The sequence below is a fragment of the Rhizorhabdus sp. P4_G5 genome (assembly GCF_056401065.1).
In genome coordinates this window covers 56969-79865 of record NZ_JBFUKB010000004.1, presented here as the reverse complement: position 1 = coordinate 79865, position 22897 = coordinate 56969, and the positions used below count along the sequence as shown (strand labels likewise).

Sequence of the window (22897 nt, the reverse complement as noted above, 5' to 3'; positions counted from 1 at the left end):
TTTCACTGCACCACGATCCGCCCGGTCATGCCGAACATGCCATGCATGAAATGTGTGCAGCGCACCTTGTAGCTGCCAGGCTGCGACGCGATCAGGTGCACGTCGACGCTCTCGCCTCCGCCCAGTTCGACGCGCCCGCCGCCGATTTTCGTCGCATCTTCGGGCTTGATCCGAGCTTGGGCGAAAAACTCCTTGCTGGCAAAATCATGGCCGCCCGAAGCGCTGTTCACGAAGTGCAGCGTGTAGGGCTGCCCATGCTCCAGCATGATGTTCGAGGGTTCGAACTTGAAGCTCGACAACTGGATGGTGAGCAGGCGAGCGCCGCTCCAGCTGTCGGCCGCGGTTTGCGCCCCGGCCGATGACGTCAGGATGAGCGCAGCCAGCACCGTGAACGACCGCCAACGAGACATGCCTGCCTCCTCTATCGCCTTCAACGGGCATGAGTGTCGGCGGCCAGCATGGCTGGTTCACCGCTTTGCGAAAAAATTTTGAACCTGCAGTCCGCGGGCGCACACTCATGCAGCGGTGCGAAGGAGTCGCCTTTGGAGACCGTCGAGACTGCGGGCCGGGGAGAAATCAGGGCGCATATGCGCGCCGAGGAAGATTTGCGCCTAGTCGCCCGGATCAAGCGGCGGGATCTCAAGGCCTTCGAGGCGCTCTATCGGGATTATCAACCGCGGCTGGGGCGATTCCTGATGAACATCCTGCGCCGGCCGCATCTGGTCGAGGAGGTGCTGGACGACACACTGCTGGTACTGTGGGACCGTCCCGACAGTTTTTCCGGCAGGGCCAAGTTGTCGACCTGGCTGTTCAGCATTGCCTGGCGCAAGGCGATGAAGGCGCTGCGCAAGCAGGACGAACCGGTCGAGGATATCTTCGCGGAAAACCGGATGAGTCCGGATCCTTCGCCCGAACAAAGTGCCGGGGACCGGAGGTTGCGGGCGGCATTGCTGGATGCGCTGGCCGGCCTTTCGCCCGAACATCGGGCGGTGGTCGACCTCAGCTATTTTCACGAGATCGACTATCGCGAGATCGCCGAGATCATGGATTGTCCGAGGGACACGGTGAAGACGCGGATGTTCCATGCCCGGCGGCATCTGCGCCGCGAACTGGCCGGCGAATTCACCGACTGGATCTGAAAAGCCCATGGCCGACATCATCTCCTTTTTCAGCGATCCGCATCGGGCCATCGAGCTTCTGCTGCCCTGGTATGCGACCGGGAAGCTGGACGACGGCGACAGAGCCACGGTGGACGCGCATCTTGACACCTGCACCCTATGCCGGGCGTCGCTGGAGCGGGAAAAGCGGCTGAAGGGGGAAATCGCGCAGCTGCCGATCCGGGCCGATCTCGGCTGGGAAAAGCTGCAGCGCCGCCTCGCGCCCGATCAGACCCAGCGGAGGCCGCCCAGGGCCTGGCGGACGCCGACATGGCCGGCACTGGCGGCCTTCGCCACGGCGCAGGCCGCACTGCTATGCGTCGCGGTCCTGCTGATCTGGTCCGCCGCTCCCCAGGCCGGCTATCGGACCCTGGGCGCCCCATCTTCGCGGAACAGCGGGAATCTCATCGTCATGTTCCGGCCTGACACGGTGGAACAGGAAATGCGCTTCACGCTCAACCGCGCCGGGGTGCGGCTGGTCGACGGCCCCACCGCCGCTGGCGCCTATGTGCTGGCGGTTTCGCCGGCGCGGCGGGATACGGCGCTGGCGGATCTGCGGACGCGGCGCAGCGTCATGCTGGCCCAGCCGATCGAGGCGGGACAGGCGCGGTGATCGGCCGCCTCCTTCGGCTTCTCGCCCCGATGGCCATGCTCGCAGCGCCGGTTGTCGGCCACGCCGCCGAGGGGGAGCAGATCCTGGTGATGCTGCGCATTCCGCCGCCGCATTTCCGGGCCGGCGAGTCCTATGGCAGAGGCTATGGCAACAGGATCGGCCGCAATCAGTTGATGCGGCAGGCCCAGCGCATCGCGCACGACCATCATCTGACGCTGATCTCCGATTGGATGATGCCGGCCATCGACCTCGACTGTTTCGTGATGCGCGCGCCGAGCGGGGTATCGGCGGATGCGATGGCGGAAGAGGTTTCGAAGGACGGTCACGTCGCCTGGTCGCAGCCGATGCATGATTACAGGACGCTGGGGGATCAAAACGGGCAAGGGCCTGGGCATGACGATCCGCTCTATCCGGCTCAGCCCGCCAGGATGCTCTGGCATCTGGATGCATTGCACCGGCTGGCGACGGGTCGCGGTATCCGGGTCGCGGTCATCGACAGCGGCATCGACGCGCGTCACCCTGATCTGGCAGGGCAGGTCGCCGCCAACGTCAATCTCGTCGGCGACCGCGCTTTCGCCGCTGAAGCCCACGGAACGGCGGTCGCCGGCATCATCGCGGCGCAGGCGGACGACCGGATCGGCATAGCGGGAATCGCGCCGGGCGCACGCCTGCTGGGGCTGCGCGCCTGCTGGCAGACGAGCGCGTCCGGCGGCGGCGCGGTCTGCGACAGCCTGAGCCTTGCCAAGGCCCTGCACTATGCCATCGACCACGGCGCGCCGGTGATCAATCTCAGTCTTGGCGGGCCATCGGATCGGTTGCTTGCGACGCTGCTCGACGCGGCGATGGCACGCGGCGCTTCGGTGGTCGCGGCCTATGACCCGCATCGTCCCGATGGCGGCTTCCCGGCTTCCTGGCCCGGCATCATCGCCGTTTCCGGGAAGGCGGTGCCGGGCGCGCGCGCGAACATCTATGTGGCGCCCGTCGCGGATATTCCGACGACCCAGCCCGGTGGAGGATGGGGGCTGGTCGATGGAACATCCTATGCGGCCGCGCATGTGAGCGGGCTCGTCGCCTTGATCAAGCAGGCGAAGACACATAGGCAGGGGCGATCCATGTTCGTCAAAACGGCAGGAGGGCTCATCGATGCGCTTGCCTCGGTGCAGGGCAAGGCGGCGGGATGCGAAGGCGCCTGCCGCGGCTCCATGGCGTCGGCGAGCCGCGACTAGCTTCAGCGCTGCCCTCTTCGCCACTGCCCTTGCCACAGGTCCCGCAGCCGCACAGCTGGGCGGAGCCCTGACGCTCTCCAGCCAGGCGCGACTGCGCGGACAGCAGATCAGTGGGCACCGGCCCGCGGCGGAGCTGGAGCTGTTCCATGACAGCGATGGCGGCTTCTACATCGGCGGATCGGCGGCGTTCGTCGCGACGCACCATGGAGGTCTCAAAGCCCTGTCGTTCAGACAATATGCGGGCTTCACCCGCGGCCTGTCGTCGGCAACAGCGATCGAGGTGGGCATGGTCCACAATGGCTATACCGAATATTCGGCCATCCCCGGCGGCGGCAGCTATACCGAAGCCTATGCCGGCATCAACGGCCGGCATCTTTCGGCCCGGGTCTCGCTGTCGCCGGGCTATTTCCGCAAGGGCGAGCCGACTCTCTATGCCGAAATGAACGGCAGTCTTGACCTTGATCCCGAATGGTCGCTGTTCGCCCATTCCGGTCGGCTTACACGCCTGCGGAATCATTCATACAGGCGCGGCGGCGACGCCACCGACTGGCGGATCGGCCTGCGCCGCCGCCTGGGACCGGTCGATCTCGATGCCGCCTGGACCGGCTATGTGGTGGATCGGCCCCGCTATGGCGGGCGGGACCGGCAGGACGGCGCGCTGGTGATCGCTCTGGCCTACGCTTTTTGAACCAAAGCCGCGGCTGGCGGCACAAAGGTCCGTTTCTGCTTGGTCCGGTGCCGCGTCATGCCTCTCACCCTCGCCAATCCGAGAGCGGACCGGCGCCTTTCGATCCGCCCGGCCGACGCCCTCCGCTGGGCCGCGCAGCTCCTGCTCGGCGGGATATCGCTGCTGCTGCTCGCGCTGGCCGTCAGCATGAACCACCAATGGACCGACCGTCACCTGCTGCCCGACATTCTGGTGCCGACCAGCTGGCTGATGGCGATCGTGCAAGTCGAACGATTTATCCTGATCGCGATCGCCATCGCATTGCTGCTGGCCGTTCACCGGATCAGGGCACGGCGCTGCGCCTCCGTCTGGCGAGGGCTCATCATCGCGATGGCCGTGGTTCTGGCGTTTCCCGCGAGCGAACTGGTCATGCAGCTCATATCAGGGCGGCGTGGCCTCGCATGGAGCCCCACCGACAGACCGCTGCGCATGGCCGACCCCCCGGTCGGCTGGAGCTACATCCCCTCGCGCAGCGAGGCCGATCCCGAATATGCCTGGCGGCCAGTCTATTTCATCGACAGCCATGGTTATCGTGTCGCAGCCAAAGGCGCTGCGCTCGACCTGGCGGCCCCCTCGATCCTGTTCGTCGGGGAATCGATCATGTTCGGCAAGGGCCTGAACTGGCGCGACACGGTGGCAGGGAAGGTGCAGGCGCTGAGCGGCATCCAGAGCGCCAATCTCGCGGTCAATGCCTATTCCCTCGGCCAGGGCTTTCTCCATCTGCAGCGAGAATTGCCGAAATTCCGGCGACCCGTGGCGGTTGTCATCCTTTTTTCGCCCAGCCTGATGGTGCCTGATCTCGATCGAAACCGGCCGCGGATCGACAGCGCAGGACGCTGGCATCGCGCCTCGCCAACCTGGGCGCTCGGCCATCTGGCCCGAGTGCTGTTTCCCTATCACAGCACCTCCGCCATTGCCGAGGCGGTGGCGGGCGATCGCCGCCTGTTAAAGGCGGAGGTGGCGATGGCGCGCGCGCGCGGTGCCGAACCGCTCATCCTGGTTCCGGTTTTCCAACCGGAACGCCCCCGCGAGCGCGCCCTGCGGGGGATGGTTCTCGATGGGTTGGCGGTTCCTCACCTTGTCGTTCCGCTCGATGAAAGTTGGAGGCTTGTCGGGGACGGCCATCCCGACGCGCGCGGCGATGCGGCGATGGCGCGGGCGCTTTGGGCGCGATTGGGAAGGCCGCGAACCTCGCATGGTCCTGCCGAGGCCGCGTCACGGCCTGAACTGCGGTCGAATGGACGATGAAAAACGGTAGAGCCTGCATCAACGCGATCGGCTGCGCCGTGCCGGAACAGGATGTGCATCACGCGTTCATCGATTGGGCGAAGCGCCAATTGCACGATGGCCGCGCGCGCGATCTGTTCATGCGGATGGCCGACCGCAGCGGCATCGAGCACCGCTGGTCGGTGCTGCCCCCTGCGCCCGGGGGCGGATCGCCGGTCGATGCAGGGGGCTTCTATGCCGGCGCCATGCCGCCAACGTCGAGCCGCATGGCGCTGTATCATCGCCTTGCGCCGGCGCTGTCCCTGCGCGCGATAGACAGCCTTCGCGCGAAGGCGCCGATCGAGGGGATCAGCCATCTGGTGGTCGCAAGCTGCACCGGATTCGTCGCGCCCGGCGTCGACCAGATCATCGCCAGGGCACTGGGCGTGCCGGAGGTGGAGCGAACGCTGATCGGCTTCATGGGATGCTATGCCGCGGTCGCTGCGCTGCGCACGGCCCGGCATATCGTCCGGTCGGAACCGAAGGCGCGCGTGCTGGTCGTCACCGTCGAGCTATCCTCGCTGCATCTTCAGGCCGAGCAGCAACTCGAGCGATTGCTGATGATGCTGCAATTCGGGGACGGAGCGGCAGCCGCGCTCGTCACGGCCGAGGGCGAGGGCTTCGACATCGACGCGCCGTTCGCGCTCAATTTGCCCGAGTCGGCCGAATTGATCCGCTGGGAGATCGGCGACACCGGCTTTCTCATGCATCTCGGGGGTGAAGTCCCCGGTCGTATCCAGGCGGCGCTCAAGGACAGCCTGACACGACGCCGGATCTGCGGCACGGCCGACCCGTCCGCCATCGACAACTGGGCAGTTCATGCCGGCGGGCGATCGATACTGGACGCGGTGCAACAGGGGTTGGAACTGAACCGCGAGGCGCTTGCCCCTTCGCGCAGCATATTTGCCCGCTACGGCAATATGTCATCGGCGACGCTGATGTTCATTCTGGCGGATATGCTCGAACAGAACGGGACAGGCACGGGGATCGCGCTCGCTTTCGGACCCGGCCTCGCGGCCGAAGGCTTCCGCTTCGCTCGAGCTCGCCAAGTCCCCCACGAATAGTTGGGAAATGATGACCCGCGGCGGCGCGCAGCACTTGATCCGGCCGGCCCTGCCGCGCCAACGTCGTGCAAGCGTGCAGCGATCGAGGAGTGGGAAGCGTGGCCGACACCATCATCCTGGCGATAGACCAGGGCACGACATCGACGCGCAGCATGACCTTCGGCACCGACGGCGTGCCCCGGCAGACGGTGCGTCGCGAATTCGAGCAACATTATCCCCAGCCGGGCTGGGTCGAACATGATGCCGAGCATATCTGGCGCGACACCGTCGACACACTCAGGCAAGCGGTGGCGTCAGATGGCGGCAAGGTCGCCGCGATCGGCATCACCAACCAGCGCGAAACGGTGGTGCTGTGGGATCGCAAGACTGGCGAGCCGGTCCACAAGGCGATCGTCTGGCAGGATCGACGCACCGCCGGAATGTGCGCGCAACTCAGGGCCGATGGCAACGAGCCCCTGGTTGGCGAGCGCACCGGGCTCATCCTCGATCCCTATTTTTCGGGTACCAAGCTCAAGTGGCTGCTCGACGAAATCGAAGGCGTCCGCGCCCGCGCCGAGCGGGGCGAGCTTGCGTTCGGTACGATCGACAGCTTCCTGCTGTGGCGGCTGACCGGCGGGAAGGTCCACGCGACCGACGCGAGCAACGCGTCGCGCACCTTGCTGTTCGACATTCACAAGGGCGCGTGGGATGCGGATATGCTCGAGATGCTCGACATCCCCGAAAACCTGCTGCCCGAGGTCAAGGACAACAGCACCATCTTCGGCGAGACCACGTCCGGTCTGCTCGGCAAGCCTGTCCCGATCGGCGGCATGGCGGGCGACCAGCAGGCGGCGGCCATCGGCCAGGCCTGTTTCCGGCGCGGCGATGTCAAATCGACCTACGGCACCGGCTGCTTCATGCTGCTCAACACCGGCAGCGACGCCGTCGCCAGCAGCAACGGCCTGCTGACCACGATCGCCTACCAGCTCGGCGGTGAGATCACTTATGCGCTCGAGGGCTCGATGTTCGTTGCCGGCGCCGCCGTGAAGTGGCTCCGCGACGGCCTCGGCCTGATCGACCGCGCCGCGGATACCGACGACATGGCGAGCAGGCTTGATGGCAATGGTGGCGTCTACATGGTGCCCGCCTTCGTGGGCCTCGGCGCGCCGCACTGGGATCCCGATGCCCGGGCGTCGATCACCGGCCTGACCTTCGCCGCCACCGGCTCGCACATCGCGCGCGCCGCGCTCGAATCGGTCGCCTATCAGACCGCCGACCTGGTGGATGCCATGGTCGCGGACGGCAGGTGCGACGCGCGGCATATCCGCGTCGATGGCGGGATGGCAGCGAACGACTGGTTCTGCCAATTTCTGGCGGACATGCTCGATATCGAAGTCGCACGCCCCGCCAATATCGAGACCACCGCGGCGGGCGCGGCTTTTCTGGCGGGCATGGCGGTCGGCATCTGGAACGGCCCCGAGGAGATCGCAGCGGCCTGGAAGGAGGATCGGACGTTCAGACCGATGATGAAGGACGATCGGCGGATGATAATGAAGAGGGGTTGGCAGGAGGCGCTCGACCGAACCCGATCGAGGTCGAACGCTTGAAGGGCGAAACGCACATGGCCGGAACCGACGTCGACCTGCTCGTCATTGGTGGCGGAGTGAACGGCACCGGTATCGCGCGCGATGCCGTCGGTCGCGGGTTGAGCGTGATGCTGGTCGAGCGCGACGACCTCGCCGCGCACACCTCGTCGTCGAGCACCAAGCTGATCCACGGCGGGCTGCGATATCTTGAATATTACGAGTTCCGCCTGGTCCGCGAAGCGCTGGCCGAGCGCGAGACGCTGATCGATGTCGCGCCGCACCTGATCCGGCCGATGCAGTTCGTGATGCCGCTCGCCGACGGCATGCGCCCGGCCTGGCTGATCCGCCTGGGGCTGTTCCTGTACGATCATATCGGCGGCCGCACACGCTTGCCCAAGTCGAAGGGCGTGCGGCTGGACAGGAGCCACTGGGGTGCCGGATTGAAGCCCGTCCGCCACGGCTTCGTCTATTCGGACGGCTGGGTCGACGATGCCCGGCTCGTCGTGCTGAACGCGCTGGATGCCGCCGAACGCGGCGCGGACATCCGTGTCCGTACCCGTTTCGAAGGCGCGCGCCGCGAGACCGACCATTGGGTCGCGACATTGGACGACGGAAGCACCGTGTCGGCGCGAGCGATCGTCAACACCGCCGGCCCCTGGGTCAGCAAGGTGCTGGAGGGGGTGCCGCAGGCGCACGCCGAAATCCCGCCGCGGCTGGTCAAGGGCAGCCACATCATCGTGCCGAAGCTGTTCGGCGGCGACCACGCATATATCCTGCAGAACGAGGACATGCGGATCGTCTTCGCGATCCCCTATGAGGGCGATTTCACGCTGATCGGCACCACCGACAAGCCCTTCGAGGGCGATCCGTCACACCCCAGCATCGACCCCGACGAAACCGAATATCTGTGCACGAGCGCCAACCGCTATTTCACGCGGCAGATCGGCGCGGGCGATGTCGTGTGGAGCTATTCGGGTGTCCGCCCGCTTTTCGACGACGGCCACGAAGACGCCACAGCCGTCACCCGTGACTATGTCCTGCGGCTGGGGGCAGAGAGGGCGCCGCAGATCCTGTCGGCGTTCGGCGGCAAGATCACGACCTATCGACGCCTGGCCGAGCACGCGCTCGAACAGCTTGAACCATTCCTGCCGCCGATGGCCAAGCCATGGACCACGGGCGCCGCTTTGCCTGGAGGCGATCTCCCCAACGGCGATTTCGCGACCTTCCTCAAGGGCGTCCGCGCGCGCTGGCCTTTTCTCGACGAGGCAAACGCGACCCGCATGGCGCACGCTTATGGCACCCGCATCGACCGGATACTCGGCGATGCCGCTCGGCTCGACGACATCGGATGCGGTTTGTCCACATCCGAGATCGATTATCTTGTCGATGAGGAGTGGGCCTGCACTGCCGACGATATCCTGTGGCGCCGGACAAAGCTTGGATTGCACGGCGGCGGCGACCTAAAGGCAACCGTCGAGGCGTATCTGGCAGCGAGATACAGGGCTGACTAGTCCGACGGAGATTGTCGATCACCAGAGGCTTCGTCGAGCAGGCGCAATATGTCCGCCTCTCCCTCATCGGCCATCTGGTTCAATATCTGCGCGGTGCGTGCGTCGGTGGTACCCTTGGCAAGCCGCCGGCACTGTTCCACGCGCCCGCGCATCTTGTTGATGAGTTCGGCTTGGTCCATGAATTTGGACACCCCCACGGTCCAGTCGCGCCATAACGGACAATCTGGCGATTGGTTTCACGAAATGCAGAGACGATCAGCTTGCCAAGGCGTAGCCAGTCGTTCCGGATTCGTAACCAACTGGGCTTTCGTGGGGACTTTCATGATCGTCGTTGGTCGCCGGGAGCGACGCCCGCTCCGCGAAAACTCTCGCGATCGGCAAGCGCACGCACCATGAATCCACGCAGTTCGTGCGCCTGAATGGGTTTTTGGCACAGAGGGATAGCCGCAAAACTTTCGGGAATAGCAGACTGGTCGTAGCCGCTGATGAAAATGACGGGGGTGGACTGCTGCCTGAGCCTTTCGACCAGAGGATAGACCAGCAGCTCCCCGAGTTTGATGTCCAGGACGGCGCAGTGAATTGCCTCGGCGCGGCGCACAAGTTCGAGGCCCTCATTGAGCGAAGGAACAGGCCCTATCACATGGCCCCGCTCAGCGCGAACCAGATCGGCCAAATCGCTAGCCTGCAGATAATCGTCCTCAACTACAAGGATGGTATAACCAGAAAGCGCGAATTCTTGCGGCGCATCTTCCGGCAATCGAGATTTTCTTATCTCCTACCCAATCCTGCAAGTGAAGACCATTTAATCCGTCCCACGGTTAACTGAGATCCACTCCCCCTTTTTTTAGAAATTGAGTCCGGCTCAGATATATGCCCCCCCTTGCCAGCGGCGGCAGCAGACATCGCCATCGAAAGTTAATAAATAGAGATCGATCCTGGATTTTGAATCCATTATGGATGCAATTGTCCGAAGAGAGTCAGGCCGGGGGTAAACCCGAGCGGCCTGTGGTGCAGCAGCACAGGGAGGCCGCGGCTATGCGATGTGCTCAGCCTCTACGAATAGGCCTGGAGCCAGCGCTTTCGCGCTGGTAACGAAATCAGGTTCAGCGGCAAGCCTTTGCCAGGATCCTCGGGAACTCTCGATAAGAGGCAGCTGACTTTTAACATGGGCCGTCTTTACTTACTAAAATGTTAGCAGCGCCACGTGTCAACAGGAATCCCGCTCCGCATCAAGCGCCTCTCTGTCAGGCTGCAACCGGCATCAGCAGAACATCTCGCCTCTAACCGAACTAACCCGTGCCCTCCCCCTCACCTCTTTCAACCAGGAGAACCGTCATGTCCCGGCCCCCACTTCCGCCCTTTACCGAGCAGAGCGCCGTCGAGAAGGTGCGCCTGGCCGAAGACGGCTGGAACAGCCGCGATCCCGCCAAGGTCGCGCTGGCGTACACCCTCGAGACCCGCTGGCGAAATCGCGCGGAATTCGTGACCAGCCGCGAGGAGGCCCAGGCCTTTCTGACCCGCAAGTGGAACAAGGAGCTCGACTATCGGCTGATCAAGGAGCTGTGGGCATTCACCGGTAATCGCATCGCCGTGCGATATGCTTATGAATATCATGACGACAGCGGCCAGTGGTTCCGCGCCTATGGCAATGAGAATTGGGAGTTTGCCGGGGATGGACTGATGCGGGAGCGTCATGCCAGCATCAACGAGCACCCCATCGCCGAAGAGCAGCGCAGGTTCAGGTGGCCGCTTGGGCGCCGGCCCGACGATCATCCCGGCCTCAGCGACTTCGGTTTCTAGAATGATTCACGTCAGGTGGAAATCACCTGACGACCCGGAAATCACGGCAAGAAAAGGAAAACTGGACCCGATCCGGCAGACCATTCCAAGGAACAGGGCAGTGACGCCGCCGCTGACCTCGCCACGGCTCCAGCCATTTTCCCTGATGATATCCGCAAGGAAAACCGCCAAGGCGACCGATACTCCCAGGAACCCGCTCAGGAAGGCACGAACATATGTGGCGGCCAAGGTCACCGGCAAGTTCATCTGGACTCCCGGCTCAGTAGTACACCGACAATTCCACACCCACTGTCCTGGGCGTAGCCGGCTCCACCTGCTCGCGCGCGTTGATCGAGTTTCCGTAGAATGAACTGTTGGTGATGCCGTGCGAGTTGCCGGCGTTTTCAACGAAGAGATTCAATGCCCAACGATCTGCGGAAACGCCCGCGCGGGCCGTGATCAGATCGTAGGCGGGAAGCCGACGGTTCGACCCAAGCGTCGTATTGAACTGCGTGTTGCGGATGTCCGTTCCCTGATAACCCAATAAAAAGAGGCCCTTAAGTCCTTCATTGAATCTCGGCTCATAATCGATCGAACCGCTCATCGACAACGGCGGAACGAACGGCGCGCGATCTCCGCGCCGCGCATTGATGAGCTGGACATCTTCGGTCAGCCGGCTTTTGTTGTAGCTGAGCCCAACCTTGATTCATGCTGTCACCGATGCAAACGGCCGACCCTTGAGCTTCTTCATGACCGCAGGTCAGCTCAGCGACTATATCGGCGCGGCGGCCTGTTGGACGAGCTGTGACCCTAATTCCGCGAAGCAAACCCCAATCCGCCATCGCATTCGGCGCAGGTCATGGCAACATTCCCAAATGCGAATTATGCCGACGAGCCATCGCCATTGAGCAGCCAAGTAAATGCATCCTTCTCATCGTGAAAGGTGGCATAGGCATCCTCTGGAACGGTGCGTTTGATCTGCAAGGCAGTCAGCATCGAATTCGGCATAAGGATTGCGACACGACGCGACAGTGCGCGCACCCGCGCGGCGAGCCTTTGCAGGCAAACCGCAACTTCCTGTGACTGCACTCCTGCATTGATGAGATCGACCATGGTGCGGTGGCTGCCCCGTGGGTGTCCGGCTGCTATAAGGCTCGCGAACGCTGCGTCCACCTCGCGCTCCAGGGGAGCGAGCTGGGTAACTGCCAGGAAACCGGTGTACGTCAGCCGTAGATAGTTGCGGCTAAGGTCGGTTTCGATTTTGAAGGCTTGCTCGCTCATGTCGTAGCTTACCTTCCTGTACACACAGAATAAAGGGCGACATGGATCGCGGCGAGCGCGGTTGGCGATCAGCTAGGAAAGCGAGAATGGGGATTTTCATTTTCGCGATGCCGGACGCTCAGACCGCGGTACCTAATATCTCGACCAAATATACCGAGCGCCTCGCCGAAGCCGGGATCGAGCCTTCGGTCGGCAGCGTCGGGGACGCCAAGGAACGCGCCGTAGAGTGTGGCGCGATCACCGTCAGCGAGTTCAACCAACCCGGTCTTGAGGACCAGGCCAAGCTCAATATCAGTCGCGGGCGTGAGCTCTATCGTGACGGACGCGACCACCGAAAGTATCGACCTGCCGCACGCTCTCAGCTTCTAGCTATGTCGAGAGCAATATCGACGATCATGTCCTCCTGTCCGCCAACCATCTTGCGCTTGCCCGCTTCGACAAGAATGGTGCGGGTGTCGACGCCGTAGTCGGCGCTCGCCTTTTCCGCATGGCGAAGGAAGCTGGAGTAGACCCCGGCGTAGCCCAGTGTCAGCGTTTCGCGGTCGACGCGCACCGGACGATCCTGCAGCGGACGGACGATCTCTTCAGCGGCATCCATCAATGCATAGAGGTCACAGCCGTGATTCCAGCCCATGCGGTCGGCGGCGGCAATGAACACTTCGAGCGGCGCGTTGCCGGCACCGGCACCCATGCCGGCAAGGCTTGCATCGACGCGGACCGCACCGTTCTGCACCGCGACAATCGAGTTGGCCACGCCAAGGCTGAGGTTATGGTGGGCGTGGACCCCGCGCTGCGTTTCCGGCTTGAGCACTCGGTCATAGGCCTGGAGACGGGCGGCGTACTCGTCCATGTTCATGGCACCGCCACTGTCGGTGACATAGACACAGTGCGCGCCGTAGCTTTCCATCAGCAGCGCTTGGCTTGCCAGCGCCTCGGGGCTGGTCATGTGGCTCATCATCAGGAAGCCGGAGACGTCCATGCCGAGGTTGCGGGCGGCTTCGATATGCTGCCTGGAGACGTCGGCCTCGGTACAGTGAGTGGCGATGCGGACTGACTTCACGCCCATGTCGCAGGCGTGCTTCAGGTCGTGCACCGTGCCAATTCCGGGCAGCAGCAGCGTGGTCAGGACGCTGTGCTCAAGCACTTCGGCGACTGCGCCGATCCAGTCCCAGTCGGTATAGGCGCCAAAGCCGTAGTTGAAGCTCGATCCCTGCAGGCCGTCGCCATGCGCAACCTCGATGGCATCGACCTTCGCCTGGTCGAGTGCACGGGCGATCGACCTGACGTGGTCAAGCCCATATTGGTGGCGGATGGCATGCATGCCGTCGCGGAGGGTGACGTCCTGGATGTAGAGCTTGGTCTTGGTTGGATCGAATGTCATGCCGCCATCCTTTCAGCGATCTTCTCGGCGGTCTTCAGCGCGGCCGAGGTCATTATATCAAGATTGCCGGCATAGGCAGGCAGGTAGTGCGCGGCACCTTCCACTTCGAGAAACACGCTGACCTTGAGACCGGTATATTCACCGTCCATCTCCGGAATCCGCAGCGGGCGGTTGGATCCGATATGCTCGAACTGCACCGCCTGCTTGAGCCGATAACCGGGCACGTAGGTCTGCACTTCCGCGACCATGGCCTCGACCGACTGGCGAATTGCATCCTGGTCGGCGTTCTCGCAGAGGCAGTAGACGGTATCGCGCATTATCAATGGCGGTTCGGCTGGGTTGAGGATGATGATCGCCTTGCCGCGCGTGGCGCCGCCGACGTCGACGATCGCCTGACTCGTGGTTTCGGTGAACTCGTCGATATTGGCGCGGGTGCCAGGGCCAGCACTCTTCGATGAGATCGAGGCGACGATCTCACCGTAGTGGACCTTGGCGACACGGTTGACCGCGGCAACGATCGGGATCGTCGCCTGCCCGCCGCAGGTCACCATGTTGACGTTGGCGGCATCGAGATTGGCGTCACCGTTGACCGGGGGAATGGTGAACGGGCCGATCGCAGCCGGGGTAAGGTCGATCATCCGCTTGCCGGCGGCCAGCACCAGCTCGCTGTTGCGCTTGTGCGCGCCGGCTGACGTGGCGTCGAACACGATGCCGATGTCGGCGAACTCGGGCATTACCAAGAGGCCATCGATACCTTCAGCGGTGATCGGCACGCCCATCCGGGCGGCGCGTTTCAACCCATCGCTTTCGGGATCGATGCCGACGAAGGCGCCGATTTCGAGCCGCTGCGAAAGCCGCATGATCTTGATCATCAGATCGGTGCCGATGTTGCCCGAACCGATGATCGCCACTTTGGTCTTGCCCATGTCGATCAACCTTTACGCGTAAGTGAAACTGCAGGCGCCGATGCCCGCGACCTCGATATCGACCCGGTCGCCCGGGGTGAGCGCGACCATCGGGCCGAGCGCCCCGGCGAGCAGGATGTCACCCGCCCGCAGCGGCTCACCGCGGGTCGCCAGCGTCCGCGCCAGCCACGCGGCGGCATTGAGCGGATGGCCAAGCGCCGCAGCGCCGATGCCGGTGGAGACCTCCTTACCATTGTAGCGCATCACCATCGCGGCACCGGCGAGGTCCAGCCCGGCAAGCGGCAGACCTTGATCGGCAAGCACGAAGAATGCCGAAGAGCCGTTGTCGGCCACGGTATCGGCAAAAGTGATCTTCCAGTCGGCAATCCGGCTGTCGACAATCTCGATGGCGGCATGGACGGTGCCGACAGCAGCGGCGACCTGTTCCACTGTGGTGTCGGGCAAAGGCAGGTCAGCCGCGAGGACGAATGCGATTTCGGCTTCGGCCTTGGGCTGGAGGCAGTGGGCGGGCGATAGCGTGCCGCGGTCAGCCACGCGCATGTCGTCGAACAGCACGCCGAAGTCAGGCTGGTCAACGCCGAGCTGAGCCTGCACCGCCTTCGCCGTCAGCCCGGCCTTGCGACCGACGATGCGCCGGCCCTGGGCTTCCCAGAACCGGGTATTGATCGTCTGCACGGCATAGCCGCCGATGGCATCGGTCGGCTCCAGGCCATCGCGCATCGGCGGGACAGCGCCCCCGGTGTAGGCGTCGCGCAGGCGCCGCGCCAACTCTGCATGGTCAGGGACTGTCATCGCCACATCCTCTCTATTTTCATCAAGGACACACTAGCTTCACCTAGGGCTTGAATATAGCTTGGCCCTGCATCATCATCTCGCATGGTGAGAAAAGGTACGCCTCCGATCGCGGCGCTTGGCCGTACGCTTGCGCTGCTTGAAGCCGTGATTGCCGATGGGGGACAATCGAGCATAGCCGCTCTTGCGCGTGCCAACAGTGTTCCTCCAGCTACTGCGCATCGACAGGTGGTTTCGCTCGTCGCGGCCGGATACCTGGGCGTGTCGGATCGTGGGCGCTACATTCCCGGGCCACGGCTGCTCGGCCTTGTGCATCGACTGGACGTGCGCCAGGTGATCGTCAACATCGCGGCATCGCAGCTGCACGAACTGGCGGTAGCGACTGGCTGCGTTGTGCAATTGGGCACGTTCGAAAACGAGATGGTTACTTACCGGATCAAGACCGGAGAGGGGGCGGGTTCCTTGTTCACGCAAGTGGGAATGCAGCTCGAAGCTTATTGCTCGGGAATCGGCAAAGTCCTGCTTGCCCACCTCCCCGAAGCCCAGCGCCGGGCCTACCTCGCCGGGGGGCCGTTCGTGGCGCTGACGAGCCGCACGATAACCGATCCATGCCAACTGGAGAATGAGTTGGAACGGGTCCGGGCCAGAGGCTACGCAACCGACGAGGGTGAGATCGCCGACGGGTTAGTCTGCGTGGCAGTTCCTATCCAGGCCCCGGACGGTCAGGTCCATGCCGCCATTTCCGTATCCCGTGCAAGTTCCGCAGACCCATCCGAAGGGCTCGGTACTATCTTGGACGGGTTACGCGCAGCGGCCCGGACCATCGAGCAGGCAGCATTCGGGACTCCGGACTAACAAGCTCTGGCTTGAGCAAGCCGTTCTGGGTGAGCAGGTCCAAAATTCGGTCATGGGCCGGTTGGTGCAAACCCAACTCACGCCCCATACGCACAACCGCACCGGTGAGCACGGCGAACTCAGATTCGCGCCGTTCCAGCAAATCCCGTTGCAGTGAACTCGTCGCCTCTTGTGGGAAGCCGGCGACGAAATCGAGTGTGCTGGCCACGCAGCCTTCCGGGAGTTGCACACCGCGCGCGACCGCCAGCTCATGGATTTCCTGCATGGCTCCACCAAGCAGCGACCAACTTTCCAGCGATTCACGCAAGCGGCCGACCGGGATCCCGAGTGCTGCGCCTACACCCCCAATCGCGGATGCGAGCAGGAATTTCTCCCATAGGGTCGCCGCAATGTCGGACGGCCGGGAAAACGGGATGCCGCCTGCCGCAAACCTGGTGGCCAAGAGGTCGGCATCTGTATCGTCGGCTGAGCGCCATGGGCCAAAAGCGATTTCAGGCGGCACCCCGGTGTGTACGACGACACCATCGACCAGGACGAAGAACCCATGCACTCTACCGGCCAGCACCCTGGCGGTGGGCAACCCCAGGGCGACATGGTCGGGTGCGTCGACCCCATTCTGCAAGGTCAGCACCGCGCGTGCAGGCCTGTGCCAGCTTCCAAGTTCAGCAAGCACCTCGCCAAGGCTTGCGCTTTTCGTGGCGATGATGACGAGACCCGCAGTCTGCGCCTTGGCCGTACTGCTATGGCAGTTGATCCGGACTACGCGTCGCTGATTGTCCATATCGAGCAGAATGCCGTGCTGTTCGATATCCGCTCGCCGCTGCCCGCGGGCCACAACGGAAACCCGTTGCCCACTGCCTGCCAATTGCGCCGCAAGAAAACCACCCAGTGCACCTGCTCCGATGACCAAGACTTCCTCGGAGTGATGGAGCGCACCCGGCATTTGTGGTTGCTTGTCCATCACTCCTATCAGGGGCATCTCGCTCGGTTCGTCAAGGTCGGTCGGCGCGCGCAGCCATTGACTGCCTGCCGTCTCCGGAACCTTGTCCGGACGACGGCATCTGCTTCGGCTCCTGCTTTTCGGTTGGCGAGCCGAGGTTTGTCTTAAGTGTTTGGCCCCTACATCAGTTGGACATAGGGGCCGGCTTTCAACCTATCTAGATTAAAACTTTTCGGGTCGGATGGTCAGCCGCAGCCAAAATTCGCGACCGCGAGAAATGGGACCTTCGAAATCCGGCAGCGTGCCTGCAGTAGTGCCCGTGCCCCCTCCTGTGCTTGGCGACTGGAAACCGCTGAACGCATAGTGCCGGTCGGTCAGGTTTCTGCCGATGAATGCAAGCTCATAGCTCCCGGATTGCGAGCCGACCGCCACCCCCGCATCGACGAGAACCCTTCTGGGGGCCTTCCCGATCGGGTTCAGTTCCTGGGAAAGGAACGAACTGGACGTGTAGATCGCATTGGCGTTCAATGTCAGCTTGAGGTCGTCTGAAACGGGGAGCGAGTATGTCGAGCCCAGGCTGGCACTGAATTTCGGAGCGCGCGGGAGGGTGCGTCCCTTGAACTCCTGAAGGTCGGGAACCGTCCCTGCGTCAGGGCCATCGATGGCGCACCCGTTGGCGATTGTCTGGCCGACGTAGCATGGAGCAACGAACGACGAGGCGTAGCGCGATGTATTATATCCGAATGCGCCGTACAAATTCAGGCCCGGGACCGCCTGAGGGTTGAAGTTGAAATCGCCTTCGAGGCCCTTCACGCGCGCCGACGATGCATTGAGGATCGAAAGTGCAATCGTGACCGGATCGAGGCGGCTAAGCTGCAGATCCTTGTAGAGATAGCTGTATGCGGAAAGGTTCACCCGCAGTTGACGATCGAACAGGCGCGCCTTCACCCCTCCTTCGAATCCACGGACGGTTTCGGGCTTATAACTGTTGTCGATCAGCGTGACGGCCGGATTTGCCAATAGGGCGCTGAAGGAGATGCCAGAAATGTTGTACGAGCCGGACTTGTAACCGTGCTTGTAAGAACCAAATATGTTAAGGTCCTCGTTCGGTTTGAAAGAGGCAGTCACCTCTGGCGACCAATTGTCATACTTACGATCGTGCACACCGAATTTGGGGTTTGCCACTCCGCCGACGGTGATCGCGCCCTGATGCTTGTGGTCCTCGGAATAACGAACGCCGGCCGAGAGGTTCAACTGGTTGGTGATGTCCCAACCAAGCTGCGCGAACGCGGAGTAGGACTTCGATTTCAGCGGAAAGCGATATTTCGGGATAAGCGGGGTGAGAGCGGCGATATTGATTACTTGCTGCTCTTCGTCGGTAAACTTGTCGTGTTGATAAAAACCACCAATCATGAAGTCGACAGGGGAGTCCGGGTTGCTGAATGACAGCCTGACTTCCTGACTAAACGTATCCTTGGCGACATCGTAATAGCCGCCGATGAAGAAGCGCCCTCCACTGGTCTGCGAGTCGAGAACATGTTGGCGTAGGTGGAAATAGCCCGAGAGCGAACTCAAGGTCAGGTAATCCGAGAGCGCGTAGGAGATGTCGGATACGAGCAGCGCCTGCCGCACCCGAAGGTAGTTGGCGTCCGAATTGAACCGGGGGTTTCCCGTCAATGCGGCGGCCGCGGCTGCGGGAAACGGCGCGAAAACGACGGTATCGTTGGCAATGCAGTCGTCGGTACCCGGCACTGCGGCCAAGCCCTTGGAGACGCCCTGGGGGCAGGCGAACTTCTGGCTGGTCGAATAGCTGCCGTTGTCCGACACATGATCATAAGTCCCGCGCAACTTGACTGTCAGCCGGTCGGTGGGAACCCAATTCAGGCTGATGCGACCGCCCTCTTCATCGGTTCCCGGCGCATGAGAGAAGGCGGCATTGGGAGCTACGTTGGTGAAATATCCTCTCTGTCGCGAGAAACGACCGGCTACGCGTGCTGTAAGGCTGTCCGACAAGGGCCCCGAAACATAGCCATCCAGGTCAATCTGATGGGCTTTGAATTCGTAACCAGCGCTAAACTGGGTTTGCAACGTCGTGGTCGGCTCTGCGCTGTGCATCGAGACAATGCCGCCGCTCGAATTCTTGCCGAAGAACAGCGCCTGGGGCCCCTTCAGAACTTCGACCTGGCCCAGGTCGATCGTCGCCATGCGCACAACACCGCCAAAACTGATGGGTATACCGTCGATATTGATGGTCACCGCCGGTTCCGTGGCCGGGTTGCTTGTCGGACTCGCGACCCCACGCAAGGTGAGGTTACCGCCATAGGGACCGGTCGCGGGCGAGATGACCAGTTGCGGGGTCAGCTTAGCGACATCGACGATGCTCGTGACACCGAAGCGGGCAAGCTTCTCGCCGGAGAACGCGGTGAGAACGACCGGTGTTTCCAGCGAGGTCTCATCGCGCCGTCGCGCGGTCACGATGATATCGTCAACAGTTCCCACAGCCTCTGAGGACGCGGCCCGACCTTGATCCGCGGCAGATTCGTCCGCTGCAAGCGCTGGAGTGCTAAGGCTGGCCCACGCCAGCGCGGCAAAGCTCACTAAGCGAAGTTCGTTTTTCATTTTAATCCCCTCCCAAACCGTTTTGCCGGTCGGATCTACTTACGGTTCCCGACCTTGGCGAAGTCCTTCCCGGTTCGATCGACGCGGTCGAACGCCCGGACCTTCACTTCATTGATCCTTGATCGTAATAAGAGGAATCGCAAGGGACGAACACGGGACAAAACTAGAATAAAGTCTTTAACACATGCTCGTTAATCGCCCGCGCGAGCTCGCGGCACAAGGCCTGGGTGAACGACTCCACGCCACCTTTTGACTGCCGTAGCCTGCATTACTGAATCCGCTGCCGAGGCCAGCAATCGACGATATGTTGACGATCGCGCCCTGCGTTCTCTTGAGGACATCGAGGAAGGCAGAGGTGACGTTGTAGTATCCGTCAGGCGCGGCGGCGTCAAACCTGCCTGCCAGCGACAAAGCCGTGCAGCGACATCCAAAGGCGAGCGGGAGTGTAGCGGATACAGCCAGCCAGCCCGGTCACCTATGACTTATCCTCTACTGGTAATTGAGGCTTCGCGCCATTGCTTCCACCTGATCCAGCAGCCGCAATCGCGGGGCCACTTCACCAGCTATCTCCCTGGCGATCCCGATATCTTTGTGCAGAATGTCCAGTTTGCCAGCGTAGTCTGGCCGGACATGGCCACCGGCGAAATCGATATATGCCTCGATCAGGCCCTTGATGCCGCCAGTCTCGCCGACTGCAGAGGCACGCCGAAACTCTGCCAGTGCGGCCGAATCGCCGAGGCCGCCCGCCATGATCTCAGCCAGCTCGGCAGGGGGCAGCCCGGCTGACCGCGCACAGGCGAACCCCTCTCCAATCGCCGCCACGATCGTGAAACCGATGATCTGATTGCAGGCCTTGGCAGTCTGTCCCATCCCCAGACCGCCGACATGCGTGACCCGCCGCCCCAGGCTTTGCAACACGGGCGCCGCGACTTCGAAATCGGCTGCCCGCCCTCCCGCCATGACCGCCAGCGAACCGGCCCGTGCGCCCGCCGGGCCGCCCGAAACCGGTGCATCAAGCCACGCGGCACCGTTCCGCGCTTCGAGTCTCTCGGCAAAGTCGATCGTGTTCCGGGGCGAAATTGTCGAATGATCGATCACGAGGCGCGGTGCCGGCTTGGCTTCGGCAATCCCATCCGGGCCGAATACCACCGCCTCAATCGCATCTGCATTGAGGAGACACAGGCACAGGATCTCGCAGGCTTCGGCAAGTTCGGCAGCCGTTCCGGCGATCGCGACGCCTTGCTCGGCGAGCATTTTCGATCGGCTGGCTGTGCGGTTCCAGACCATCAGGTCGTGCCCGCACTCGTGCAGGCGCATCGCCATCGGTAGACCGATGTCACCCAATCCTATGAAACCGATCCGCGCATTTGCGCCGCCTGCGTCGCCTGCCGCCATCCCACACCTCGTGCATGACTGAGTTCGCCTGCCGGGTTCATGCCTTGAATGCGAACAGGCGAACAAGTGCCGATCGCAGTTGCCACATTCACGTCGAATTCCGCTCCGTTTGATCCCGATCATCCTTCAGGATTGACAAGCGGCTGCAGTCACAGGCGGAATGGCGCAAGCAGACGCTGCGCCCGCGAAACCGTGGCGGTGGGTCTTGGATGCGAAGGGCAGAGGCGATGATCGAATCGAAACGTACCGGTCAGGTCCTGACCATCACTCTGAACGCGCCCGAGCGTCTGAACGCCCTGACCTCGTCCGACTGTCACGAGCTGTCGGAAATCTGGGACATGTACGAGGCGGACGACACCCTGCGCGTTGCCATCATCACCGGCACCGGGCGTGCTTTTTGCGCCGGCCACGACCTCGCCGACGATTTCTCGATTCCCTTGCCCGACACCGGATGGGGCGGCCTGGCCCACCGGCAAACCATGGACAAGCCGATTATCGCCGCAGTCAACGGACTTGCCGTGGGTGGCGGCTGGGAAATCGTGCTGGCGTGCGACCTGGTCGTCGCCGATGAAACCGCAAGATTCGGCCTCCCGGAAGCCCTCGTGGGATATGCCGCACTGGGCGGAGGTGCCAGCCTGCTGCCGCTGCGCATGCCCTGGCACATGGCCATGCGTTATCTGCTTACCGGGGAAATAATGGACACGCACGAGGCCCAACGCTGGGGGCTGGTCAGCGACATCGCCCCGCAGGGCACCTGCATGGAAGTCGCCAATCGCTATGCAGAGGCTATCATTGCCGGCGCGCCGTGGTCGATCAGGGCCACCAAGTCCGTGGCCCGCGCGGCGGTTGAGCCAGCTGCCGCCAATGAGGCGGTCTATCAACTGTCGATGGAGTGGTTCAACCGCGTCAGGAAGATGAACGACGCCAAGGAGGGCGAGGCTGCGTTCAGGGAAAAGCGCAAGCCGAACTGGACCGCAACATGAGCCAGGTCCAGCGCAGCGTGACCAGCGGTGCGGTTTCGCCGATTTCAGCGGTGATCGGCGATCCTTCCCAAAACAACGCCGGCAGACCACGCCCCGTCGACGGCGAGTTCGGCTCCTGAAATGTAGGATGCGGCGTCGCTGGCGAGGAAGAGGGAAGCATAGGCAACCTCGGTCGGCTCCCCGACTCTCCCCATTGGTACCCTGAAGCTCTTGGCGAGGCCCGACATGTCGCCCCCACCGGGGTTGAGCATCGGCGTATCGATCGCGCCGGGATGGACGGAATTTACCCTGATCCCGCGGTCGGCAAATTCCAGCGCGACAGACTTCGAGAGCCCGCGCACACCCCATTTGGTGGCATCGTAGGCAGCGGTCCCGCCCGTTCCGCGCAGACCGTTGATCGATGAGATGTTGATGATTGAGCCGCTGCCGCGGTCGATCATCCCCGGGAGGACTGCCTGCATTCCCAGGATGCAACCTTTCAGGTTGACCGTCATCACCTGGTCCACCCTGTTGGGTGAAAGTTCGAGAAATGGCGTAGAATCTGCAAGCGCGGCGTTATTGACGAGGATGTCGACCTTGCCCGCAATCTGCTCCACTTCACTGACCAGATCTGCCCAGTTCTGCTGGCTGGCTACGTCAAGCCGTCGGAAGGTGGCAGCCTTGCCGATTCCGGCCGCAATTCCCTCGCCTTCCTCGGTGAGGACATCGGTCAGGAATACGCGCGCGCCTGAAGCGGCAAACAAGGTGGCGGTGGCAGCGCCCTGGCCGCGCGCGGCTCCGGTGATTATCGCGGTCTTGCCTTCGAGACTGATCATCC

General features: G+C 62.9%; 26 protein-coding genes and 1 pseudogene. 12 read left to right on the top strand and 15 right to left on the bottom strand.

The window, feature by feature from the left end; genetic code table 11:
* Positions 1-2 precede the first annotated feature (2 nt).
* Positions 3-410, bottom strand: a complete 408-nt coding sequence (locus AC1DQK_RS08585; protein ID WP_477869431.1) for a cupredoxin domain-containing protein — start codon at positions 408-410, stop codon at positions 3-5.
* Positions 411-542: 132 nt separating this feature from the next.
* Here AC1DQK_RS08585 and AC1DQK_RS08580 point away from each other — a divergent pair, with 132 nt between their 5' ends.
* From AC1DQK_RS08580 to glpD, 8 genes are all read left to right on the top strand, one after another.
* Positions 543-1139 carry an RNA polymerase sigma factor gene (locus AC1DQK_RS08580; protein WP_477869429.1) on the top strand — a complete coding sequence of 199 codons (597 nt, stop codon included), beginning with the start codon at positions 543-545 and terminating at the stop codon, positions 1137-1139.
* 7 nt (positions 1140-1146) lie between these two features.
* Positions 1147-1770 carry a zf-HC2 domain-containing protein gene (locus AC1DQK_RS08575; RefSeq protein WP_477869427.1) on the top strand — a complete coding sequence of 208 codons (624 nt, stop codon included), beginning with the start codon at positions 1147-1149 and terminating at the stop codon, positions 1768-1770.
* A gap of 29 nt (positions 1771-1799) precedes the next feature.
* Positions 1800-2996, top strand: a complete 1197-nt coding sequence (locus tag AC1DQK_RS08570) for a S8 family peptidase (RefSeq protein WP_477869425.1) — start codon at positions 1800-1802, stop codon at positions 2994-2996.
* A complete protein-coding gene (locus AC1DQK_RS08565; protein WP_477869423.1) occupies positions 2914-3684 on the top strand; it encodes a TorF family putative porin in 771 nt (256 codons plus the stop codon). Before AC1DQK_RS08570 ends, AC1DQK_RS08565 begins: the two co-directional genes overlap by 83 nt.
* A 57-nt stretch (positions 3685-3741) precedes the next feature.
* Complete coding sequence (locus tag AC1DQK_RS08560) at positions 3742-4971, top strand: hypothetical protein (RefSeq protein WP_477869421.1); 1230 nt, start codon at positions 3742-3744, stop codon at positions 4969-4971.
* Positions 4968-6053, top strand: coding sequence for a type III polyketide synthase (locus AC1DQK_RS08555; RefSeq protein ID WP_477869419.1), 1086 nt, complete (start codon positions 4968-4970; stop codon positions 6051-6053). Before AC1DQK_RS08560 ends, AC1DQK_RS08555 begins: the two co-directional genes overlap by 4 nt.
* Positions 6054-6151: 98 nt before the next feature.
* Entirely contained in the window at positions 6152-7639 is a 1488-nt protein-coding gene (gene glpK / locus AC1DQK_RS08550) for a glycerol kinase GlpK (protein WP_477869417.1), read from the top strand.
* 14 nt (positions 7640-7653) lie between these two features.
* On the top strand, positions 7654-9129 hold the full coding sequence (gene glpD, locus AC1DQK_RS08545) for a glycerol-3-phosphate dehydrogenase (RefSeq protein WP_477869415.1): 1476 nt from the start codon (positions 7654-7656) through the stop codon (positions 9127-9129).
* Here the strand turns inward: glpD and AC1DQK_RS08540 are convergent.
* Entirely contained in the window at positions 9126-9320 is a 195-nt protein-coding gene (locus tag AC1DQK_RS08540) for a hypothetical protein (RefSeq protein ID WP_477869413.1), read from the bottom strand. The genes glpD and AC1DQK_RS08540 overlap by 4 nt on opposite strands.
* Positions 9321-9448: 128 nt before the next feature.
* A complete protein-coding gene (locus tag AC1DQK_RS08535; RefSeq protein WP_477869411.1) occupies positions 9449-9886 on the bottom strand; it encodes a response regulator in 438 nt (145 codons plus the stop codon).
* A 578-nt stretch (positions 9887-10464) separates the two neighbouring features.
* On the opposite strand from AC1DQK_RS08535, the gene AC1DQK_RS08530 reads away from it, so the two are divergent.
* The gene (locus AC1DQK_RS08530) at positions 10465-10929 is read left to right on the top strand and encodes a nuclear transport factor 2 family protein (RefSeq protein ID WP_477869409.1); all 465 of its coding nucleotides are present in this window, start codon (positions 10465-10467) and stop codon (positions 10927-10929) included.
* 6 nt (positions 10930-10935) lie between these two features.
* Here AC1DQK_RS08530 and AC1DQK_RS08525 read toward each other — a convergent pair whose 3' ends face one another.
* Positions 10936-11175: a hypothetical protein gene (locus AC1DQK_RS08525; protein WP_477869407.1), complete on the bottom strand. Its 240-nt coding sequence runs from the start codon at positions 11173-11175 to the stop codon at positions 10936-10938.
* 13 nt (positions 11176-11188) lie between these two features.
* Positions 11189-11512 carry a hypothetical protein gene (locus AC1DQK_RS08520; protein ID WP_477869405.1) on the bottom strand — a complete coding sequence of 108 codons (324 nt, stop codon included), beginning with the start codon at positions 11510-11512 and terminating at the stop codon, positions 11189-11191.
* Between the two features lie 94 nt (positions 11513-11606).
* Here AC1DQK_RS08520 and AC1DQK_RS08515 point away from each other — a divergent pair.
* Positions 11607-11699 (top strand): annotated as a pseudogene (locus AC1DQK_RS08515) (IS5 family transposase); the annotation flags it as partial.
* 91 nt (positions 11700-11790) lie between these two features.
* On the opposite strand, the gene AC1DQK_RS08510 reads toward AC1DQK_RS08515, so the two are convergent.
* The 5 genes from AC1DQK_RS08510 to AC1DQK_RS08490 all read right to left on the bottom strand — a co-directional run bounded on the left by AC1DQK_RS08510 (position 11791) and on the right by AC1DQK_RS08490 (position 15288).
* Positions 11791-12189: a hypothetical protein gene (locus AC1DQK_RS08510; protein WP_477869403.1), complete on the bottom strand. Its 399-nt coding sequence runs from the start codon at positions 12187-12189 to the stop codon at positions 11791-11793.
* 68 nt (positions 12190-12257) lie between these two features.
* Positions 12258-12521: a hypothetical protein gene (locus AC1DQK_RS08505; RefSeq protein WP_477869905.1), complete on the bottom strand. Its 264-nt coding sequence runs from the start codon at positions 12519-12521 to the stop codon at positions 12258-12260.
* A gap of 26 nt (positions 12522-12547) precedes the next feature.
* On the bottom strand, positions 12548-13570 hold the full coding sequence (gene dmpG / locus AC1DQK_RS08500) for a 4-hydroxy-2-oxovalerate aldolase (RefSeq protein ID WP_477869401.1): 1023 nt from the start codon (positions 13568-13570) through the stop codon (positions 12548-12550).
* Positions 13567-14496, bottom strand: coding sequence for an acetaldehyde dehydrogenase (acetylating) (locus tag AC1DQK_RS08495; protein WP_477869399.1), 930 nt, complete (start codon positions 14494-14496; stop codon positions 13567-13569). Before AC1DQK_RS08495 ends, dmpG begins: the two co-directional genes overlap by 4 nt.
* A 12-nt stretch (positions 14497-14508) precedes the next feature.
* Positions 14509-15288, bottom strand: coding sequence for a 2-keto-4-pentenoate hydratase (locus AC1DQK_RS08490; RefSeq protein ID WP_477869397.1), 780 nt, complete (start codon positions 15286-15288; stop codon positions 14509-14511).
* A gap of 84 nt (positions 15289-15372) precedes the next feature.
* Here AC1DQK_RS08490 and AC1DQK_RS08485 point away from each other — a divergent pair, with 84 nt between their 5' ends.
* Entirely contained in the window at positions 15373-16143 is a 771-nt protein-coding gene (locus AC1DQK_RS08485) for an IclR family transcriptional regulator (protein WP_477869395.1), read from the top strand.
* On the opposite strand, the gene AC1DQK_RS08480 is transcribed toward AC1DQK_RS08485, so the two are convergent.
* The 4 genes from AC1DQK_RS08480 to AC1DQK_RS08465 all read right to left on the bottom strand — a co-directional run bounded on the left by AC1DQK_RS08480 (position 16076) and on the right by AC1DQK_RS08465 (position 21220).
* On the bottom strand, positions 16076-17104 hold the full coding sequence (locus tag AC1DQK_RS08480) for a ketopantoate reductase family protein (protein WP_477869393.1): 1029 nt from the start codon (positions 17102-17104) through the stop codon (positions 16076-16078). The genes AC1DQK_RS08485 and AC1DQK_RS08480 overlap by 68 nt on opposite strands.
* A gap of 201 nt (positions 17105-17305) precedes the next feature.
* Entirely contained in the window at positions 17306-19702 is a 2397-nt protein-coding gene (locus AC1DQK_RS08475; RefSeq protein WP_477869391.1) for a TonB-dependent receptor, read from the bottom strand.
* Positions 19703-19879: 177 nt separating this feature from the next.
* Positions 19880-20113: an SDR family NAD(P)-dependent oxidoreductase gene (locus AC1DQK_RS08470; RefSeq protein WP_477869389.1), complete on the bottom strand. Its 234-nt coding sequence runs from the start codon at positions 20111-20113 to the stop codon at positions 19880-19882.
* A gap of 78 nt (positions 20114-20191) precedes the next feature.
* Positions 20192-21220 carry an NAD(P)-dependent oxidoreductase gene (locus AC1DQK_RS08465; RefSeq protein ID WP_477869387.1) on the bottom strand — a complete coding sequence of 343 codons (1029 nt, stop codon included), beginning with the start codon at positions 21218-21220 and terminating at the stop codon, positions 20192-20194.
* Between the two features lie 104 nt (positions 21221-21324).
* Here AC1DQK_RS08465 and AC1DQK_RS08460 point away from each other — a divergent pair, with 104 nt between their 5' ends.
* Positions 21325-22080, top strand: coding sequence for an enoyl-CoA hydratase-related protein (locus tag AC1DQK_RS08460; protein WP_477869385.1), 756 nt, complete (start codon positions 21325-21327; stop codon positions 22078-22080).
* A 44-nt stretch (positions 22081-22124) separates the two neighbouring features.
* Here AC1DQK_RS08460 and AC1DQK_RS08455 read toward each other — a convergent pair whose 3' ends face one another.
* Entirely contained in the window at positions 22125-22895 is a 771-nt protein-coding gene (locus AC1DQK_RS08455) for an SDR family NAD(P)-dependent oxidoreductase (RefSeq protein ID WP_477869383.1), read from the bottom strand.
* Positions 22896-22897: the final 2 nt, after the last annotated feature.

Coding starts and splice junctions, on each gene's coding strand:
- AC1DQK_RS08475 (WP_477869391.1), bottom strand. CDS start 19,702: ATGAAAAACGAACTTCGCTTAGTGAGCTTTGCCGCGCTGGCGTGGGCC.
- AC1DQK_RS08510 (WP_477869403.1), bottom strand. CDS start 12,189: ATGAGCGAGCAAGCCTTCAAAATCGAAACCGACCTTAGCCGCAACTAT.
- AC1DQK_RS08525 (WP_477869407.1), bottom strand. CDS start 11,175: ATGAACTTGCCGGTGACCTTGGCCGCCACATATGTTCGTGCCTTCCTG.
- AC1DQK_RS08460 (WP_477869385.1), top strand. CDS start 21,325: ATGATCGAATCGAAACGTACCGGTCAGGTCCTGACCATCACTCTGAAC.
- AC1DQK_RS08455 (WP_477869383.1), bottom strand. CDS start 22,895: ATGATCAGTCTCGAAGGCAAGACCGCGATAATCACCGGAGCCGCGCGC.
- AC1DQK_RS08495 (WP_477869399.1), bottom strand. CDS start 14,496: ATGGGCAAGACCAAAGTGGCGATCATCGGTTCGGGCAACATCGGCACC.
- glpD (WP_477869415.1), top strand. CDS start 7,654: ATGGCCGGAACCGACGTCGACCTGCTCGTCATTGGTGGCGGAGTGAAC.
- AC1DQK_RS08490 (WP_477869397.1), bottom strand. CDS start 15,288: ATGACAGTCCCTGACCATGCAGAGTTGGCGCGGCGCCTGCGCGACGCC.
- AC1DQK_RS08555 (WP_477869419.1), top strand. CDS start 4,968: ATGAAAAACGGTAGAGCCTGCATCAACGCGATCGGCTGCGCCGTGCCG.
- AC1DQK_RS08480 (WP_477869393.1), bottom strand. CDS start 17,104: ATGGACAAGCAACCACAAATGCCGGGTGCGCTCCATCACTCCGAGGAA.
- AC1DQK_RS08585 (WP_477869431.1), bottom strand. CDS start 410: ATGTCTCGTTGGCGGTCGTTCACGGTGCTGGCTGCGCTCATCCTGACG.
- AC1DQK_RS08485 (WP_477869395.1), top strand. CDS start 15,373: ATGGTGAGAAAAGGTACGCCTCCGATCGCGGCGCTTGGCCGTACGCTT.
- AC1DQK_RS08570 (WP_477869425.1), top strand. CDS start 1,800: ATGGCCATGCTCGCAGCGCCGGTTGTCGGCCACGCCGCCGAGGGGGAG.
- AC1DQK_RS08530 (WP_477869409.1), top strand. CDS start 10,465: ATGTCCCGGCCCCCACTTCCGCCCTTTACCGAGCAGAGCGCCGTCGAG.
- AC1DQK_RS08520 (WP_477869405.1), bottom strand. CDS start 11,512: ATGAGCGGTTCGATCGATTATGAGCCGAGATTCAATGAAGGACTTAAG.
- dmpG (WP_477869401.1), bottom strand. CDS start 13,570: ATGACATTCGATCCAACCAAGACCAAGCTCTACATCCAGGACGTCACC.
- AC1DQK_RS08565 (WP_477869423.1), top strand. CDS start 2,914: ATGCGCTTGCCTCGGTGCAGGGCAAGGCGGCGGGATGCGAAGGCGCCT.
- AC1DQK_RS08465 (WP_477869387.1), bottom strand. CDS start 21,220: ATGATCGGGATCAAACGGAGCGGAATTCGACGTGAATGTGGCAACTGC.
- AC1DQK_RS08560 (WP_477869421.1), top strand. CDS start 3,742: ATGCCTCTCACCCTCGCCAATCCGAGAGCGGACCGGCGCCTTTCGATC.
- AC1DQK_RS08575 (WP_477869427.1), top strand. CDS start 1,147: ATGGCCGACATCATCTCCTTTTTCAGCGATCCGCATCGGGCCATCGAG.